The sequence below is a fragment of the Marinobacter salsuginis genome, assembly GCF_009617755.1.
In the GTDB taxonomy this organism is placed as follows: domain Bacteria; phylum Pseudomonadota; class Gammaproteobacteria; order Pseudomonadales; family Oleiphilaceae; genus Marinobacter; species Marinobacter salsuginis.
In genome coordinates, this window is sequence record NZ_BGZH01000001.1 from 130,479 (window position 1) to 148,383 (window position 17,905).

The window sequence follows — 17,905 nt, forward strand, 5'->3', positions numbered from 1 at the left end:
AAGGCTCCCAACTGTTATGACTGCGCCCCGAGAGGCACCTATCCGCAGATACTAACTGCCCGAAAGCCGGAACTCAAAGTGCTACCCGCTGCCATGGACAAAGTTTAAGGGGGTTTCGCCTGGCTTCGGCCTGATTCTTCAGCGAAGCAGAATCTCGCGACCCTCTGCGACCGTGAAGAACGAGCCGAAAACGACCACGATATCCTCGGGACTGCAGGCTGACAAAGCTGACTCGAGGGCCTCACCTACGGACTCGAAAGCCGAGGCATCAGCGATACCGGCGTTGGCCAACCGTGCCTGCAAATCATGGGCAGACAGCCCCCTCGGCAACTTGAGACTGGATAGATACCAGGCATCAACCACACCAGCCATTGCTTTTCCGACACCTTCCACGTCTTTGTCTGCCAGGGCACCGTAGACCGCATGGACTCGCCGGCCAGAGGACTTCAGGCTATTCAGTTGTCCGGCCAACCATTCTGCGGCATGGGGATTATGCCCGACATCCAGATAAACATCCGGGGAAGATCCCAGACGCTCAAATCGGCCGGGAACGCTCAGACTTCCGAGCACCTGCTCAATGGCGGAAACCGACAGACCCGGCTCAAGCTGCCGCACAGCAACGACGGCCGCTGCCATGCTTTTGACCGGCAAGGGCCCTGCGGGCAGGCGTACCGGCTGGTTTTCATAGTCCAGAATCACCTCAGGAAACCCGGAACCAGACTGCGGTTCTGAACTTAACTGATAGTCCCGCCCCAACATCGCTAACCGGATCTTCTGAGCCGCCGCCTGCTGAAGCACCGACCGCGGCGGATCGGTATCCGCATAGACCGCCGGAATACCCGGTCGGAGCACCCCTGCTTTCTCAAAACCGATGACTTCCCGGTTATCGCCAAGAAAAGCCACGTGGTCGATGTCCACCGATGTCAGTATGGCGAAATCTGCATCCAGAACATTGACTGCGTCCAGTCGTCCGCCCAAGCCAACTTCAAGGACCCAGTCGTCCAGGCCTGAGTCGGCAAAAGCCACAAACGCAGCAAGAGTCCCGAATTCAAAATAAGTCAGCGACACACTGCCGCGGGCGGCTTCAACCGCTTCAAAGGCCCGCACCAGTGCGTCGTCGGAGATATCGTCACCATTGAGGCGCACCCGTTCGTTATAGCGCTGGAGGTGAGGCGAGGTATAGGCTCCGACACGACGACCGGCGGCGCGCAACAGCGCTTCTGTAGCGCCCACAGCGCTGCCTTTGCCATTGGTGCCGGCCACCGTGATGATCCGGGCTTGCGGCTTTCGCCGGAAAAGCCGGCGCATAACCACGAGCACCCGATCCAGGCCGAGGTCAATCTCTGTTGGGTGTATCGCTTCGAGGTAGGCAAGCCACTGATCAACAGTGGCGCCAGCCCCCGGTGAAGCCGGGGGCTGGTCCGAACGGTTACTCGGCGGGGGCATCGGTTTCAGGCTTTTCCGTCACTTCAAACTCGATGGGCTCCTCGGTTCCTGGACGTTCCTGGCCAGTGAACTTGGCCAGTACGTGGGCAATACGTTCACGCATCTGGTGACGATGGAGAATCATGTCGATAGCGCCATGCTCCAACAGGAACTCACTGCGCTGGAACCCTTCCGGCAGCTTTTCACGCACGGTCTGTTCGATGACTCGCGGACCGGCGAAACCAATCAATGCATTCGGCTCGGCAATATTGAGATCACCCAGCATGGCCAGACTGGCGGAAACGCCACCGAACACGGGATCGGTCATTACCGAAATGTAGGGGATCCCCTCCAGTTTCATCCGCTCAAGGACCGCCGCCGTTTTCGACATCTGCATCAGCGACAGGATGGCTTCCTGCATCCGGGCACCACCACTGGCGGAGAAACAGACCAGAGGAATTCTTTCTTCAAGGGCAACATTGGCAGCCTGGACGAATTTTTCGCCGACGACCTGGCCCATGGATCCGCCCAGGAAACCGAATTCAAAGGAGCAAGCAACCAGAGGCACGCCAAGTGTGGTGCCTTTCATGGCCACCAGAGCGTCTTTCTCACCGGTACCTTTCTGGGCCTGGGACAGACGATCCTTATAGCGTTTGCTGTCTTTGAACTTCAGACGATCCCAAGGCTCCAGCTGGGCAGCAATCTCCTCCCGACCATCCGGATCAAGAAAAACGTCCAGACGACGGCGGGCCGTCACCCTCAGGTGGTGATTGCATTTGGGGCAAACATCCAGGTTTTTTTCAAGTTCCGGCTTGTAGAGAAAGGCGCCGCATTTGGGGCATTTCTTCCACAGCCCCTCCGGCACTCCGGTTCTCTGCTTGGATTCCGAGCGAATCTTGCTCGGCATGATCTTGTCCAGCCAGTTACTCATGGTCTCATCCTGTCCTTTGACGCCTGTTTGCCCCGCTCCTCTCCAATCAGGAGGCGAGACTGTCCAGTGCTTCACGCATCGGGTGGAGCAGATCCGTCAATGCCCGCTTGAGCTGGTCGGTATCTGCCTGATTTCTGGCTATTGTATCGACCAGGACACTGCCAACAATTACACCATCGGATACCCGACCCACGGCGGCAGCCGTTTCCGCATCGCGAATGCCAAAGCCGACACCCACGGGAAGCGCGGTCAGCTCGTGAATATGATTCACTTTCTGAGCGACCTCATCCACGTTGATGGTGGCGGAACCTGTCACACCCTTGATAGAAACATAGTACACATAACCGGATGAGTGCTCACTGATTGCACGGATCCGGTCATCGGTCGTGGTCGGTGCGAGCAAGAAGATGGCGTCGAGATTTCGCTGGGTAAACAGCGGGGCAACCTCGTCAGCCTCCTCTGGCGGCAGGTCCACGGTCAGGATCCCATCCACGCCGGCCTCCTTGGCGGCGTCGGCAAATTGCTCGTACCCCATGGCTTCCATCGGATTCAGGTAACCCATCAGAACCACCGGGGTCGCATCATCCGTCTTGCGAAACTCCTTGACCATGGCAATCACCTGTCGCAAGGAGGTGCCATGAACCAATGCCCGCTCGCAGGCCAGCTGTATAACCGGCCCGTCCGCCATCGGGTCGGAGAAAGGAACACCGAGCTCGATAATATCGGCACCTGCTTTCACCAGCGTATGCATCAGATCAACCGTGACATCGGGATGAGGGTCACCGGCGGTAATGTAGGGAATAAGTGCCTTGCGACCCTGTCCTTTCAGGGCCTTGAGGACCCCTTCAATTCGGCTCATGCCTGCTCCTGTTAATTCTTCAGATCTCGATGCCTTCAAGCTTGGCAACAGTGTTGATGTCCTTGTCTCCGCGGCCGGAAACGTTGATCACGACGGTCTGGTCTTTGTCCATGGTCGCAGCCAGTTTGATGGCGTATGCGACAGCGTGAGCCGTTTCCAGAGCAGGCATGATGCCTTCCACACGGGTCAGCTTCCGGAATCCCTCCATAGCTTCATCATCAGTGACGGACACATAGCTTGCCCTGCCGATATCCTTCAACCAGCTGTGCTCTGGCCCCACACCCGGATAGTCGAGACCGGCGCTCACTGAATGCGTACCCGCAATCTGGCCATTCTCGTCTTCCATCAGGTAGGTTCTGTTGCCGTGGAGCACGCCCGGGCGACCGGCACACAGGGGCGCTGCGTGCTTGCCGGTATCAATACCAAGGCCGCCCGCTTCAACACCATAGATTTTGACTGACTCGTCAGCGAGGAACGGATAGAACATCCCGATTGCGTTCGATCCACCACCCACACAGGCCACCAGCGCGTCCGGCAGTTTCCCGGTTTTCTCCAGTGCCTGGCGGCGGGTTTCACGACCAATCACGGACTGGAAATCGCGGACCAGCAGAGGATAAGGATGCGGGCCTGCAACGGTGCCGATGATGTAGAAGGTATCGTCCACATTGGCCACCCAATCACGCATGGCGTCGTTCATGGCATCTTTCAGGGTTTTGGTGCCACTTTCCACGGCATGCACGGTTGCACCCAGAAGTTTCATACGGAACACGTTCAGGGACTGGCGCTGGACATCTTCCGCACCCATAAACACATGGCACTCCAGACCAAGACGAGCGCAGACCGTGGCAGTGGCAACACCGTGCTGGCCGGCGCCGGTTTCAGCGATGATCCGCTTTTTGCCGAGAAAGCTTGCAAGCAGGGCCTGGCCGATGGTGTTGTTCACCTTGTGAGCGCCCGTGTGACAGAGATCTTCGCGCTTCAGCCAGATCTGGGCGCCACCGGTTTCACGGCTAAGACGCTCGGCGAAATACAGCGGCGTTGGCCGACCAACATAATCGGCGAGCTCTTTGTCGAACCGCGCCTGGAATTCCGGATCCTTCTTCAGGCGGGCGTATTCTTTCTCGAGGGTCATCAGGGAATCCATCAGGGTCTCGGAAACAAATCGCCCACCAAAGGCCCCGAAGTGACCCCGCGCGTCCGGCAGTGCGCTCAGCATTTCTTCAGTCAGTTTTACAGACACGGTGAACCTCTTTAATGAAATGAGAAATTTTCTGGATGTCCTTGATACCTTTGGCCTGCTCAACACCGCCACTGACATCCACAGCCCAGGGTTTCACCTGCTCTACAGCGGCAGATACGTTATCAGATGACAACCCACCGGCCAATACGATCGGAAGTGGCCGATGGTCGGGAATCAGGTCCCAGTTGAACGACTTTCCGGTTCCGCCATACCGGTCGGGATCCCAGGCGTCTACCAGCAAACCAGAAGCATTCCGGAACTCGTCAAACGCGGCTTCTATCTGGCCGGCCTCACGAACACGAATAGCCTTGATCCAACGGCGTCCAAAGCCGGCACAAAACCCGGCCTCTTCGTCGCCATGGAACTGCAGCAAGTCGAGCGGCACCTGTTCCAGAACCCTATCGACAAACTGCTGGGTGGGGTTTACGAATAGCCCCACGACCGACACAAACGCCGGAACGCGTTTTGCCAGTTCCGCGGCCCGCTCCACAGTCACGGACCGGGGGCTGGGCTCATAGAACACCAGGCCCAGGGCGTCGGCGCCGGATTGAACAGCACCGTCAATATCCTCAGGACGGGTGAGGCCGCAAATTTTAACCCTTGTACTCATTGGCTCGGAACCCGCTGTTTGACATGGATGTGCGTTGGTCTGACCGGGCTGTTTTCGGCCTTGGTGAACCATGGCCGCAGAAACCCCGGCCCACATTCTGCTGCTGGTATCCCGAGCTCCTCGGGATAGCCCACATCGACCAGGTACAAACCATGGGGAGGCGCGGTGACACCCGCAGCTGTCCGGTCCCGGGCAACCAGTATCTCATGAATCCACTCCGGTCGCTCTTTTCCAGAACCAACGGCCATGAGGGCACCGGCAATGTTCCGGACCATGTGGTGCAAAAAGGCATTGGCCTGCACGTCTATTACGACAAAGTCCTGTTTCCGGGTTACCGTAATCCGCTCGAGAAACCGGATGGGCGTCCGGGATTGACAGCCGGCGGCCCGAAAGGAGGAGAAATCATGTTCCCCGGCAAGTACCTGCGCCGCATCATGCATGCGCTCGGCATTGAGGGAACGAAATGTCCAGCTAACCTGCCCTCTTTGAATGCCGGGGCGCACGGGGTGGTTATAAATGATGTATCGGTAACGCCGGTACGTGGCAGAAAACCGGGCATGAAAATCGCCAATGCCATTTCCGGCCCAATGAACTGAAATGTCTTCGGGTAAAGCAGTATTGATTCCCATTACCCAGGAACGGAGATTACGCACCGACGGGGTATCAAAATGGGCTATCTGATAACTGGCATGGACGCCGGCATCGGTTCGCCCCGCGCACACCAGCTCGACCGGATGATCCGCAACCCTCGCTACAGCCTTTGTCAGTTCCGCTTCCACCGAACGGACGCCGGATTTCTGCAGCTGCCAACCATGAAAGCCTCGCCCATCATATTCAAACGCAAGGGCGACACGCCCTGCCCCGATGGCATTATCCGTAGTCAGTTGCTGGGTTTCGAGAAACAAGTGTGAATCCGGAAAGAGTGTTGCTGTAAAAACAAAACGCCGGCTTGTTGCCGGGTGTTTACCCGGCAGCCGGCGCTTGCTGCCTGTCAGATCCGATTATAACGAATCAGGACAGATTTTTAAGGAGGTCCTGCGCCTCCGCTTTCTGATCTTCGTTTCCTTCCAGTGCAACTTCCTCAAGGATATCGCGGGCTCCATCAGCATCACCCATCTCGATGTATGCCCGTGCAAGATCGAGTTTGGTAGCCGCCTCGTCGGTGCCTGCGAGGAAATCAAAGTCATCTTCGTCACCGAGTTCGCTTTCTTCAATATCAGCGGTCTGTGATTTACCTGATCCATCAGAAACTTCATCGGAAGCCACCGGCAGATCCAGATCTTCTTCCGAAGTTGCCTCGTCACTTGCCGCGGCGTCAGATTCTTCCAGTTCCTCGGAGATGCCCTGCTGTTCGAGTTCCTCGGCACCCTCTACAGATTGCTCTGGATTGGCTTCGTCCGCATCGCCCTCACCAAGGGCATCTTCAAGACCAAGCTCTTCGTCGAGAGACACTTCTTCAGTTTCCTCAGGATTGGCCGAATCTGCAGAGTCGGAGAACTCCTCCATCAGGGCCAGATCTTCGTCAGAGACATCAAGCTCAAGATCGTCCAGCGAAGATTCCTCAATCTCGCTGCCGCCGAGCTCGTCTTCTTCGCCGGCGACCTTGTCCAGTTCGGCGTCCAGTTCATCCAGGAAGGATTCGTCCAGTGAATCAATGTCCGCCTCACCATCCGACTCTGCAAGCTCTTCAGTCGACGCTTCCGGCTCGGTCGTTGATTGCTCCTCAGACAGATCGCTATCGGCAAGATCACCCTCTTCGAGATCCAGGCTCAGGTCTTCTTCGGATTCACCAAGCCCCTGTTCTGCAACAGATGACTCTTCAGTACTCTCGTCGAACTCGGAAGACAGGTCCCAATCACCGGATTCTTCCAGTTCCGAGGCGTCTTCAGCCTCAGCCTTTTCTTCATCAGACTCCAGTTCGAGGCCAGACAGATCGTATTCGATCATGTCGTCGGGGCTCTCTTCCTTACCGCCTTCGGCCTCTTCACCTTCGGAAGCCTCGGCAGTCTCCTGCTCGTCGAATTCATTCAGCTCGAAATCGGAAAGGTCAGTCTCGGATAGATCAGAGTCGAAGTCACCGAATTCATTCTCGACAGGCTCTTCGCGCTCGGAATCGAATTGATCCGTAAGAAGCTCTTCGGATTCCGGCTTGTCCTGCGCTTCTTCCGGCTCTTCACCAGTGTCTTCCGAGTCGTAAGAGGTTGCGAAGGAATCCGAACGCAATTGCGATTCGAGATCATCGATGCTGGGCATCGACTCGGCTTCCTCCAACCGGGCCCGCAGTTCGTTGGCACTTGTGAGCGCCTCGTCGTCTTCCAACGCCTCAATCTCACCGAACTGCTTCTCAAAGGAATCGCGGTCCTGAGTGTCTGCATAGACACCCAGAAGCTTCAGGCGCAGATCAGTACGGCTGGGCTCGCGAGAGATTGCAGTCTCCAGGGTTTGCGCCGCCTGATCATGCTGGCCATAGGCTATGTAGGAATCCGCCTCTGCAAGGGAGTCGCCTGCGGCCGATTCCTGACCCTCCTCATCCAGGCTCAGGTCGAACGAGTCAGTTCCCTCGTCAGCTTCACTGTTGAGCTGCTCATAAAACGCCTTTTCCCGGTTTGCATTGCGACGGGCAAGCAACAGAAGCAGCAGTAGAAGAAGAATCAGACCGCCACCCAGGGCAATCTGATACATCGGATTACCTGTAATGGCATCGATGACGTTACCCGGGAAGCCCTTATCCGCCGCGGGTGCCTGGGGTGCCGGTTTGGGTGCAGGCTCCTGTGCCTGATCTGGCTCCGACGCAGCTGGCGCTGCAGCAGCGGTTTCCTCAACGGGTTCATCAGCTTCCGCACTAGCCGGCTCTTCTGCACCTGCCATCGCTGACTCTTCCGGAGCTTCGCCAGCCTCCGAAATTGCCTGCTCATCAGTTCCTTCACCCGGCTCAGCCATGGTGCTGGTTTCATCAGCCATGGCATCAGACTCAGCCATTTCTGCAGGTTCGGCAGAGCCTTCGGAATCTTCTGCGTCACCATCCGTCATGTCGGCATCAACGGCTACGGACGCTTCTCCTTCAGGAACCTCGTCTGCTGCTTCGGTACCTTCCGAAGCCATCGCTTCGTCTGCTGCCGAATCCGCAACCTCACCTTCAAGTGACTCGGCCGGCTCAGTAGGTTCGGCGCCGGTTGCCTGCTGCATTTCAGCAAGCTGAGTGTTCTTCAGCTCAAGCAGCCGCTGGAGGGTCTGAACCTGATCCTGAAGATCCTCCACACGGCTGTTCAGCTCGTCATTTTCGCGACGGGCGCTTTCAAGCTCTTCCATTGCGACTGCTGTGCCCGCATCAACGCCGCCGGGCAGTTCGCTGTCACCGCCCGCAGAGCCACTTTCGCTCGACTCGGTGCCGGGTTCCTCGGAGACCACCAGTTTCAGTTCATCGCCACCGGCAGCAGCCTCTTGCTGAGCTGAAGATTCTGGTTGCCGCTGAGCGGTTGCATCCACCGTACGCTGGGGAGCCTGGAATGCTTCATTCTGCTGGGCAACCAGACGGGTCGCCTCAGCACGAGTCCGGCTCTGGATCTGATCCAGAGAGGGCACACGTAGGACTTCACCGCGCTTCAGGCGGTTAATGTTATTACCTATGAAAGCGTCTGGATTGAGGTCCTGGATTGCCAGCATGACCTGCTGCATGGAAACGCTGTTGTCAGGACGCACCTGGGAAGCGATGGTCCAGAGAGTGTCCGACGCACCGGTGGGCCCGAAGGTATTGGCCTGATACCCGGTGCTGAGGGAGCGCTCGGCCTGTTGCTGACGACGCACTGACTCAGCACTGCGGGTGGTGCTCGGCTGACTGGTTGCCCGAGTCGTAGTGACTGTTGGAGTACTGACCTGCTCCTGCACGCCAGACTCTTCCGCGTAGACAGGCGGATCCACAAGCACCGCGTATTCCCGCATTAACCGGCCGCTTGGCCAGGTCAACTCAAGCAGGAAGTTCAGGTACGGTTCCCTGAGCGGTTCCCTGGAGGAGACATTGACAATGAGACTGCCATCGTTGCCGGTTACCACCTGGAAACGAAGCTTGCTGAGAAACTGGTTGCGATCCAGCCCCACCCGCTCGTATGCCTGTTCCGAAGCAATGTTGACGAACACGTCCGCTGGATTGACGCCACGGCTTTGGGGCAGAACAATTTCTGCATCCAGTGGCTCGTTCAGATAGGACTGAAGTTCAATTTCACCCAGCCCCAGGGCCTGTGCGACGCCGGATCCGAGCCCTCCCGCCAGAGCCAGGGCAACCGCAAGCTTGCGTACCTTCATGCTTTTTCCTTTCCAGTCTCCGTTATTCGTTACTGCTCTCTTTCAAACAGAATCGGACGAGGTTGGATGACTTCCGTCTGGATCATTCTCGTTATTATGAGTTCTTTTTAATTTTCAGTCCGGCAAGTATTGTTGATAAAACCTCTTTTATCAATCAATCAGCCGCAATCCTTGTACCATTTTTTTATCAATCGCGCGGAACTACCTAGCGCTCTTGAAAATAACAGGGGCGGAGGCTGAAATCAGCCTCCGCCCCATTACCGGTTCACTGAAACCGGACACAGTTGGCATTTATTGCCTCTGTGTAACAATTTTTAACGCTCCTGAAGGATCCGGAGCATCCGACGAAGTGGCTCAGCGGCACCCCAAAGCAACTGGTCGCCCACGGTGAACGCAGAAATGTACTCCGGTCCCATGGTCAGTTTACGGATGCGGCCAATCGGCACGCTCAATGTGCCTGTCACCTTCGCAGGGGTCAGTTCCTCGATGGTCGCATCGCGATCATTGGGGATGACCTTCACCCAGTCGTTCGCTTTGGCAAGGATCGATTCGATTTCAGAAACCGGCAGATCCTTCTTGAGCTTGATGGTCAGCGCCTGGCTGTGGGAGCGCATCGCGCCGATACGCACACAGATACCATCAATGGGAATCGGGTTATCGGAGCGACCAAGAATCTTGTTGGTCTCAACACCCGCTTTCCACTCCTCCTTGCTCATTCCGTTGTCGAGCTGCTTGTCGATAAACGGAATCAGGCTGCCCGCCAGGGGCACCTGGAAGTGCTCGGTCGGGAAGCCATCCGAACGCATGGTTTCGGTTACCTTGCGGTCGATCTCCAGGATCGCAGAGGACGGATCATCCAGCTCGGATTTCACGCTTTGATTGAGCTCACCCATCTGGTTCAGCAGCTCGCGCATATTCTGTGCGCCAGATCCGGAAGCCGCCTGGTAGGTCATGGGTGAGACCCACTCAATCAGATCCTGCTCCAGCAGGCCACCAAGGGCGAGCATCATCAGGCTCACGGTGCAGTTGCCACCGATGTAGTCCTTGACGCCTTTCTCAAGGGCAGCATCAATCACGTTACGGTTGACCGGATCCAGAACAATCACGGAATGGTCGACCATCCGGAGCGTGGAGGCTGCATCTATCCAGTAGCCTTCCCAACCTGCGTCCCGCAGCTTCTGATAAACCGCACCGGTGTAATCGCCACCCTGACAGGTCACGATCACATCCATCGTTTTCAGAATCTCGACGTCAAATGCGTCCTGAAGAGGCGGAACGCCTTCCTTACCTACGTCCGGTGCAGGCTTGCCAGCCTGGGAAGTGGTGAAAAACACCGGTTCGATGTCGGCGAAATCGTTTTCTTCACGCATGCGCTGCATGAGGACCGAGCCCACCATGCCACGCCAACCTACAAGTCCAACTCGCTTCATGTGCGATCTTTAGACCTCGTTTTATGCCCGCCCTCTACCTTTATCGCTGGCAGGGACAGGATGGATGATCCCGCGGCAACTGCGTCCCGTTGCCGTCGGGTCTCAAATACACTGGCCGGGGCCTCGGCTTTACAGCGCTGCCAGAACCGCCTCACCCATTTCCCGGGTTGAGACCTTCTTCGCGCCCTCGGACATGATGTCCGCAGTACGCAGCCCCTGATCCAGAACCTTGCTGACCGCCGCTTCAATAGCTTCAGCGGCCTTTTCCTCATTCAGACTGTACCGCAGCATCATGGCGGCACTGAGGATAGTGGCCAGCGGATTGGCAATACCCTGGCCGGCAATATCCGGCGCAGACCCGTGGCAGGGCTCATACATACCCTGCTTTTCCGAGTTCAGCGACGCCGATGGCAACATGCCAATTGAGCCGGTGAGCATAGCCGCTTCGTCCGAGAGAATATCACCAAACATGTTTCCAGTCACAATCACATCAAACTGCTTCGGTGCGCGGACCAGTTGCATGGCGGCATTGTCCACATACATATGAGACAGCTCGACATCCGGATATTCCCGGCGCAAATCGTTCATGATTTCGCGCCACAGAACAGTTACTTCCAGCACGTTGGCCTTGTCCACAGAGCACAGTTTCTTGCCCCTCTGCTGGGCGGCCTCAAAGGCAACGCGACCAATACGACGAATTTCCGATTCGGTGTAGGCGTAGGTGTTGTAACCCTGGCGCTCGCCGCTCTCCAACTCACGCACGCCACGAGGCTGGCCAAAATAAATACCACCAGTCAGCTCACGGACAATCATGATATCCAGACCGGAAACAACCTCGGGCTTCAGGGAGGAGGCAGAGGCCAGCTGCGGATAAAGAATGGCCGGGCGCAGATTGGCGAAGAGCTCAAGGTTGGAGCGCAGGCCCAACAGGCCTTTTTCGGGGCGCTTAGCCATCGGCAGGCTGTCCCACTGGGGGCCGCCAACAGCGCCCAATAGAATCGCATCGGCCCTGGTTGCCTTCTCAAGGGTTTCATCCGGCAGCGGCGTGTCGGCCTCATCAATCGCCGCGCCGCCCACGAGGCCGGACTCGAAGCTCAGACCCAGATTGAACTGATCGTTAATCTTATGAAGTACCTTTTCCGCTTCGGCAACGATTTCCGGACCGATACCGTCGCCTGGGAGCATCAGGATTGTTCTGGACATGTTGTTTCCTTGTTCTATTCCTCAATGTCGGATTACGCCACCGGCTAATCCGACCTACGTTTTCGGGTATTCCTGCGAGATGACAGGCAGGTCGGATTAGCGCCAGCGTAATCCGACACTAAGATCAGCTGCCAGCGCCAAATAACCAGGGCGCCGTCTTCCGGCGGCTTTCCTCGTAAGATCGGATCAACTCCGCATCTTCCAGAGTGACCCCAATGTCGTCGAGGCCGTTCAGCAGGCAATGACGACGAAAATCATCCACCTCAAACGTGAAGGTTTCCCCGGCTGGTGTGGTCACGGTTCTCGCTTCCAGATCGACGGCCAGCTGATAGCCTTCACTCTGTTCGACTTCCTTGAACAGTTGGTCGACTACTTCCTCTGGAAGAACAATGGGTAACAGCCCATTCTTAAAGCAGTTATTATAGAAAATATCGGCAAAACTCGGGGCGATGATCACCCGGAAACCGAAATCTTCCAACGCCCACGGCGCGTGCTCCCGGCTGGACCCACAGCCAAAGTTACGCCGCGCCAACAGTACACTGGCGTTTTTGTACCGATCCTGATTCAGGACAAAATCCGGATTGATCGGTCGGGTGGAGCAATCCTGGTCCGGCTTGCCCTCATCCATATAACGCAGTTCATCAAACAGGTTCGGACCAAAGCCGGTGCGCTTGATGGACTTCAGAAACTGCTTCGGAATAATCATGTCCGTATCCACATTGGAACGGTCCATGGGGGCGACAACGCCCTGATGTTGCTTGAATGCGCGCATGGTTCTCTCCTGTGGATCAGTTCATCAGCTCACGGACATCAACGAAATGCCCTGTTACCGCGGCAGCGGCAGCCATGGCCGGGCTTACCAGGTGGGTTCGCCCACCGAAGCCCTGCCGACCCTCGAAGTTCCGGTTAGAGGTAGAGGCACAATGCTCACCCTGCCCCAGCTTGTCGGCATTCATGGCCAGACACATGGAGCAGCCCGGATCACGCCATTCCAGACCGGCTTCGATAAAGATCTTGTCCAACCCTTCCTGCTCTGCCTGGGCTTTCACCAGCCCGGACCCCGGCACCACCATGGCCTGTTTCAGGATCGGAGAGACCTTGCGACCTTTGACCACGGCGGCTGCCTCTCGTAGGTCTTCAATCCGGCTGTTGGTACAGGAACCGATAAACACCCGGTCCAACTTGATGTCAGTAATTGCCATATTGGGCTGCAAACCCATGTACTTGAGAGCGCGAACAATGCCTTCCCGCTTGATCGGATCGGCTTCCTGTTCCGGATCAGGCACCTTGCCATCGATTCCGGCCACCATTTCCGGCGACGTACCCCAGCTCACCTGTGGCTGGATTTCCGAGCCTTCCAGCTCGACAACCTTGTCGAAGACCGCGTCGCTGTCGCTGTGCAGGGTGCGCCAGTACTCAACCGCAGCGTCCCATTGCTCACCCTCGGGCCCGAATGGACGATTGCGGACATACTCAATGGTGGTGTCATCAACCGCGACCATACCAACCCGTGCACCGGCCTCGATGGACATGTTGCAGATGGTCATCCGCCCTTCCATGCTCAGCCCCTGAATGGCCTCGCCGCCGAATTCGATGGCGTAACCAGTGCCGCCGGCAGTTCCGATCTTGCCTATGATGGCCAGCACGACATCCTTGCCGGTAACGCCAGGCCCCAGCTTGCCGTTCACCTTCACCAGCATGTTCTTCATCTTTTTCTGGACGAGACACTGGGTGGCCAGCACATGCTCAACCTCACTGGTACCAATACCATGAGCCAGGCAACCAAAGGCGCCGTGGGTAGAGGTGTGGGAATCGCCACAAACGATGCTCATCCCTGGCAGGGTTGCACCCTGTTCGGGCCCGATCACGTGCACAATGCCCTGGCGCTGGTCCTTGATCTTGAACTCAAGAATTCCGAACTCGTCGCAGTTCTTGTCCAGCGTTTCCACCTGAATTCGGGAAACCGGGTCTACAATGCCCTCAACACCGCGGTCGCGGTCTGTGGTGGGCACGTTATGGTCCGGCGTCGCAATATTGGCATCGATACGCCACGGCTTTCGCCCGGCCAAACGCAGGCCTTCGAATGCCTGGGGTGATGTCACTTCGTGCAGCAGCTGGCGATCGATGTAAATCAACGCCGAGCCGTCATCGCGCTGTTTGACGAGATGATCGTCCCACAATTTGTCGTATAAGGTCTTGCCCGCCATGGTTCTCTCTCACTCTCTGGGGGTTTCTGGTTCTGACGTTTGATGTTGGTATCTTACCGCCTGGAGCCGGATAACCTCAATTCATGTTTTTTATCTTTGGCATCCCTTTTGGTTATACTTTGGTGAAGGTCGCGTGGAGGAGGCTGCCTCCCAAAACACGCCCGTGAATACATCCCTGTAGGGCTCGGTCGCGCCATCCCTGGCGCTCCACGGTTTTGGGAGGCAGCCTCCTCCACACTCCCCAGACTCTCGATTATTCAGCAGACTTTGGGGAGCGGGTTGGAACAGCGTTTTCAAAACCGTAGAGGGCCATGGATGGCCCGATTCGAGCCCACATGGACGTGCTTGTAGGCGTGTTTTGAAAACGCTGTTCCAATCCGGGACCTTCTCCCGGATTGAAGATCAGGAACAAAGGTATGGATTCAAACGCGCTTAAAGCCTTTCTGACAATCGTCGACCAGGGCTCCTTTTCAGAGGCTGCGGAAACGCTGCACCTGACACAGCCGGCCATATCCAAACGCCTGGCTGCGCTGGAAAACCAGCTTGGCACCAGTCTTATCGACCGGAGCCACCGACAGATTCGGCTGACCGATGCTGGTAGCCGGCTGCTGCCGCATGCGCGTCGAATACTGGATGAAATCCACAATGCCCGGGTTGCGTTGTCGCCGGACTCCGGACAAGTGGAGGGTGAGCTTCAGATTATCGCAAGCCACCATATCGGCCTGCACCATTTGCCGAACTGGCTCCGACGGTTCAAGCGGGAATACCCCCAGGTATCCATCAACCTGCAATTCATGGAATCCGACGCCGCCTATGAACAAATGCGAAAACGCAACGCCGAGCTCGCGTTTGTGACACTCAGCGACAGCATGGAACCCAGTTTTCATGTTTTCGCCCAATGGCCAGACCAGATGGTATTCGTGGCCGGTGCTGAGCATCCTCTGGCGTCACTAAAGCGCCCGGGACTGTCAAATCTCGCAGGCCACCCTGCACTTTTACCGGACACCAGCACCGCAACATACCGGGTGGTCAGCCGGCTTTTTCTGGAAGCGAATCTACACCTGAATCCGCAGATGCCAACCAACTACCTGGAAACCATCAAAATGATGACCAGCGTTGGCCTGGGCTGGAGTGTTCTTCCCCTGCGCATGGTTGATGACAGCCTGAGGGTGCTTGAGGTGGGCAAGCGAGTTTCGAGGGTGCTTGGTGGAATTGGTCTCTCCGGGCGGCAGCTCAGCAACGCTGCCCGGGCACTGCTGGAAATAGTTCAGGAAGAAGAGAATGCCTGAACTTCAACCCTCACCAGGCCCGGGTGGCGGCCGCAGGCCTCGCCAAGTGATCACGATTGCAATTGCCATGGCGGCAGCACCACCCCAAAAGGCCGCCGAGGTGCTGAAGCCATCCACCAGAAACCCCGACAGCCAGGCACCCAGTGCGCCGCCAGCTCCAAACGTCAGGCCGCTGTAAAGGGCCTGCCCCTGGCCGTGATGATGCTTGCCGAAAAAGCCCTGGATGTACTGAACCGAAATCGCATGCAATGCGCCATAAGACGCCGCATGCAGCAGCTGTGCGAACAGCAGCACGACAACAACATCGGTGACCTCGGCAATCAAGATCCAGCGGATCATGGTTAATGTCAGAGCGCCAACCGCAATCTGGCGCACCGTAAAAATGCGAGTTAACCGATGCATCACCAGAAACAGCGCAATCTCTGCAAAAACACCCAGAGACCACAACAGACCGATCGACAGTTTGCTGTATCCGTGCTGTTCCAGATGAATGCTGAAGAAGGTGTAATAAGCACCATGGGATACCTGCAGGAGGAAGTTCATCATAAAGAAGGTCACCACCGCCGGGTGCGTGACGATGGCTTTCAGGCTTCCTTTCGGTGCCGGCGGCTTTCGCTCGCCCCGCTCGGCAGGCACCAGGAAGGCTGACACCGCAATGCCCGCAAATACCGGCAGCAAAAGCCATGGCAGGTTCTGAATCGGCACCATTTCCAACAATCCGCCAACCAGCGCTACCGCTCCGATAAACCCCACCGAGCCCCAAAGCCGAACCCGCCCGTATTTCTCCTTCTGCTCGCCCAGGGTGCGCAGGGTGATCACCTCATACAGCGGCAGAATGGCATTCCAGAAAAACGTGAACGCCAGCATGACCAGCAGCAACCCATAGAACCCCGGTTCCATAAACACACCGGCGAAGAACAGCGAACCGGTAATAGCGCCAAACCGGACGAGACGAACCCGTTGTCCGGTTTTATCGCCTAACCAGCCCCAGACACTGGGGGCAATAATTTTGGTCAGCTGGATCGTCGCCATCAGGGTGGCGATCTGGAGATAGGAAAATCCCTGGCCTTCGAGGTAAAGGGACCAGTATGGCAGGAGCCCACCGAGGAGAGCGAAGAACCAGAAATAGAGGTTGGAAAGGCGCCAGTAGATAGAAATACCCCGCAAGTCAGGCTGCTTTGTCGGGACTCACTGCCCAAAAATGTGGAGCGCCAAGGATGGCGCGACCAAGCCCTACAGGGAAGTATTCACGGGCGCTTTTTGGGCAGTGAGTCCCGACAAAGCAGCTTCACCAAGCCTGATAAACAGATTCAGAGCTGACCAATCACCGGCGTAGAAACAGACACGTCGGCGTTCTGCCCACGGTGTCGCAGATAATGGTCCATCAACACAATGGCCATCATAGCCTCGGCGATGGGCGTTGCCCGAATACCAACACAGGGATCATGCCGCCCGGTGGTGATCACTTCACAGGGATCGCCGTTCACATCAATACCCCGCCCCGGCAACCGCAGACTCGAAGTGGGCTTGAGCGCAATACTGGCCACAATGGGTTGGCCCGATGAAATGCCACCCAGCACACCACCCGCATTGTTCGAGAGGAAGCCTTCGGGCGTCATCTCATCCCGGTGCTCGGTGCCCTTTTGCTCAATACAATCAAATCCAGCGCCAATCTCCACGCCCTTCACAGCATTGATACTCATGAGTGCATGGGCCAGATCCGCATCCAGACGATCAAAGATCGGCTCGCCAAGCCCTGGCGGCACGCCCTCGGCAACCACGTTAATACGGGCACCGATGGAATCCCCCTCCTTGCGGAGTGCATCCATGTAGGCTTCCATCTCGGCAACCTTGTCCGCATCCGGGCAGAAAAACGGGTTCTGATGAACCTGCTCCCAATCCAGTTTTTCGGCCTTGATAGGGCCCAATTGAGACAGATAACCGCGAATCCGGATTCCCAGGCGTTGCTCCAGGAATTTCCTTGCAACCGCGCCGGCAGCCACACGCATGGCAGTCTCACGGGCGGAAGAACGACCACCACCGCGGTAATCCCGAACACCGTACTTGTGCATGTAGGTATAGTCGGCGTGAGCCGGTCGGAACTGTTCGGAGATCTTGGAATAATCCTTGGAACGCTGGTCGGTATTCTCGATCACCAGACCGATCGGAGTGCCTGTGGTCTTACCCTCAAAAACACCGGACAGGATTCTTACCTCATCGGCTTCCCGACGCTGGGTGGTATGCCTGGAGGTGCCAGGCTTGCGGCGATCAAGATCCCGCTGCATATCTGCCTCAGAGAGCTCGAGCCCGGGAGGACAGCCATCAATAATGCACCCCAATGCAGGCCCGTGGCTTTCGCCGAATGAGGTGACCGTAAACAGTTTTCCGAAAGAATTTCCCGACATAATTCAG

General features: G+C 56.9%; 14 protein-coding genes. 1 reads left to right on the top strand and 13 read right to left on the bottom strand.

Annotated elements, in window-relative coordinates:
• Positions 1–138 precede the first annotated feature (138 nt).
• The 11 genes from folC to leuC all read right to left on the bottom strand — a co-directional run bounded on the left by folC (position 139) and on the right by leuC (position 14,204).
• Positions 139–1,446, bottom strand: coding sequence for a bifunctional tetrahydrofolate synthase/dihydrofolate synthase (folC, locus tag GJU83_RS00625; protein ID WP_069183542.1), 1,308 nt, complete (start codon positions 1,444–1,446; stop codon positions 139–141).
• Positions 1,430–2,356 carry an acetyl-CoA carboxylase, carboxyltransferase subunit beta gene (gene accD / locus GJU83_RS00630; RefSeq protein WP_069183541.1) on the bottom strand — a complete coding sequence of 309 codons (927 nt, stop codon included), beginning with the start codon at positions 2,354–2,356 and terminating at the stop codon, positions 1,430–1,432. Before accD ends, folC begins: the two co-directional genes overlap by 17 nt.
• A gap of 46 nt (positions 2,357–2,402) precedes the next feature.
• Positions 2,403–3,215 (bottom strand): tryptophan synthase subunit alpha, encoded by an 813-nt coding sequence (gene trpA / locus GJU83_RS00635; protein ID WP_069183540.1) that lies wholly within the window; start codon positions 3,213–3,215, stop codon positions 2,403–2,405.
• A 19-nt stretch (positions 3,216–3,234) separates the two neighbouring features.
• Positions 3,235–4,443: a tryptophan synthase subunit beta gene (gene trpB, locus GJU83_RS00640; RefSeq protein ID WP_370686078.1), complete on the bottom strand. Its 1,209-nt coding sequence runs from the start codon at positions 4,441–4,443 to the stop codon at positions 3,235–3,237.
• The gene (locus tag GJU83_RS00645) at positions 4,436–5,065 is read right to left on the bottom strand and encodes a phosphoribosylanthranilate isomerase (protein ID WP_069183539.1); all 630 of its coding nucleotides are present in this window, start codon (positions 5,063–5,065) and stop codon (positions 4,436–4,438) included. The genes trpB and GJU83_RS00645 overlap by 8 nt, the downstream gene beginning before the upstream one ends.
• Positions 5,062–5,970, bottom strand: a complete 909-nt coding sequence (truA, locus tag GJU83_RS00650; RefSeq protein ID WP_083231786.1) for a tRNA pseudouridine(38-40) synthase TruA — start codon at positions 5,968–5,970, stop codon at positions 5,062–5,064. Before truA ends, GJU83_RS00645 begins: the two co-directional genes overlap by 4 nt.
• A gap of 106 nt (positions 5,971–6,076) precedes the next feature.
• Positions 6,077–9,364: a FimV/HubP family polar landmark protein gene (locus tag GJU83_RS00655; protein WP_069183536.1), complete on the bottom strand. Its 3,288-nt coding sequence runs from the start codon at positions 9,362–9,364 to the stop codon at positions 6,077–6,079.
• A gap of 314 nt (positions 9,365–9,678) precedes the next feature.
• Positions 9,679–10,794, bottom strand: coding sequence for an aspartate-semialdehyde dehydrogenase (gene asd / locus GJU83_RS00660; protein WP_069183535.1), 1,116 nt, complete (start codon positions 10,792–10,794; stop codon positions 9,679–9,681).
• 129 nt (positions 10,795–10,923) lie between these two features.
• The gene (gene leuB, locus GJU83_RS00665) at positions 10,924–11,997 is read right to left on the bottom strand and encodes a 3-isopropylmalate dehydrogenase (RefSeq protein WP_069183534.1); all 1,074 of its coding nucleotides are present in this window, start codon (positions 11,995–11,997) and stop codon (positions 10,924–10,926) included.
• Positions 11,998–12,121: 124 nt separating this feature from the next.
• Complete coding sequence (leuD, locus tag GJU83_RS00670) at positions 12,122–12,769, bottom strand: 3-isopropylmalate dehydratase small subunit (RefSeq protein WP_069183533.1); 648 nt, start codon at positions 12,767–12,769, stop codon at positions 12,122–12,124.
• 16 nt (positions 12,770–12,785) lie between these two features.
• On the bottom strand, positions 12,786–14,204 hold the full coding sequence (gene leuC / locus GJU83_RS00675; protein WP_069183532.1) for a 3-isopropylmalate dehydratase large subunit: 1,419 nt from the start codon (positions 14,202–14,204) through the stop codon (positions 12,786–12,788).
• A gap of 416 nt (positions 14,205–14,620) precedes the next feature.
• Here leuC and GJU83_RS00680 point away from each other — a divergent pair, with 416 nt between their 5' ends.
• Positions 14,621–15,493, top strand: a complete 873-nt coding sequence (locus GJU83_RS00680) for a LysR family transcriptional regulator (protein ID WP_069183531.1) — start codon at positions 14,621–14,623, stop codon at positions 15,491–15,493.
• A gap of 3 nt (positions 15,494–15,496) precedes the next feature.
• Here GJU83_RS00680 and GJU83_RS00685 read toward each other — a convergent pair whose 3' ends face one another.
• Both GJU83_RS00685 and aroC read right to left on the bottom strand, forming a co-directional pair.
• A complete protein-coding gene (locus GJU83_RS00685) occupies positions 15,497–16,660 on the bottom strand; it encodes an MFS transporter (protein WP_205632648.1) in 1,164 nt (387 codons plus the stop codon).
• A gap of 143 nt (positions 16,661–16,803) precedes the next feature.
• The gene (aroC, locus tag GJU83_RS00690; RefSeq protein ID WP_069183530.1) at positions 16,804–17,898 is read right to left on the bottom strand and encodes a chorismate synthase; all 1,095 of its coding nucleotides are present in this window, start codon (positions 17,896–17,898) and stop codon (positions 16,804–16,806) included.
• Between the last annotated feature and the right edge of the window lie 7 nt (positions 17,899–17,905).

Bases quoted from the DNA above. Each gene is read 5' to 3' on its own strand.
- folC (WP_069183542.1), bottom strand. From the start codon at position 1,446: ATGCCCCCGCCGAGTAACCGTTCGGACCAGCCCCCGGCTTCACCGGGG.
- accD (WP_069183541.1), bottom strand. From the start codon at position 2,356: ATGAGTAACTGGCTGGACAAGATCATGCCGAGCAAGATTCGCTCGGAA.
- trpA (WP_069183540.1), bottom strand. From the start codon at position 3,215: ATGAGCCGAATTGAAGGGGTCCTCAAGGCCCTGAAAGGACAGGGTCGC.
- GJU83_RS00645 (WP_069183539.1), bottom strand. From the start codon at position 5,065: ATGAGTACAAGGGTTAAAATTTGCGGCCTCACCCGTCCTGAGGATATT.
- GJU83_RS00655 (WP_069183536.1), bottom strand. From the start codon at position 9,364: ATGAAGGTACGCAAGCTTGCGGTTGCCCTGGCTCTGGCGGGAGGGCTC.
- asd (WP_069183535.1), bottom strand. From the start codon at position 10,794: ATGAAGCGAGTTGGACTTGTAGGTTGGCGTGGCATGGTGGGCTCGGTC.
- leuB (WP_069183534.1), bottom strand. From the start codon at position 11,997: ATGTCCAGAACAATCCTGATGCTCCCAGGCGACGGTATCGGTCCGGAA.
- leuD (WP_069183533.1), bottom strand. From the start codon at position 12,769: ATGCGCGCATTCAAGCAACATCAGGGCGTTGTCGCCCCCATGGACCGT.
- leuC (WP_069183532.1), bottom strand. From the start codon at position 14,204: ATGGCGGGCAAGACCTTATACGACAAATTGTGGGACGATCATCTCGTC.
- GJU83_RS00680 (WP_069183531.1), top strand. From the start codon at position 14,621: ATGGATTCAAACGCGCTTAAAGCCTTTCTGACAATCGTCGACCAGGGC.
- aroC (WP_069183530.1), bottom strand. From the start codon at position 17,898: ATGTCGGGAAATTCTTTCGGAAAACTGTTTACGGTCACCTCATTCGGC.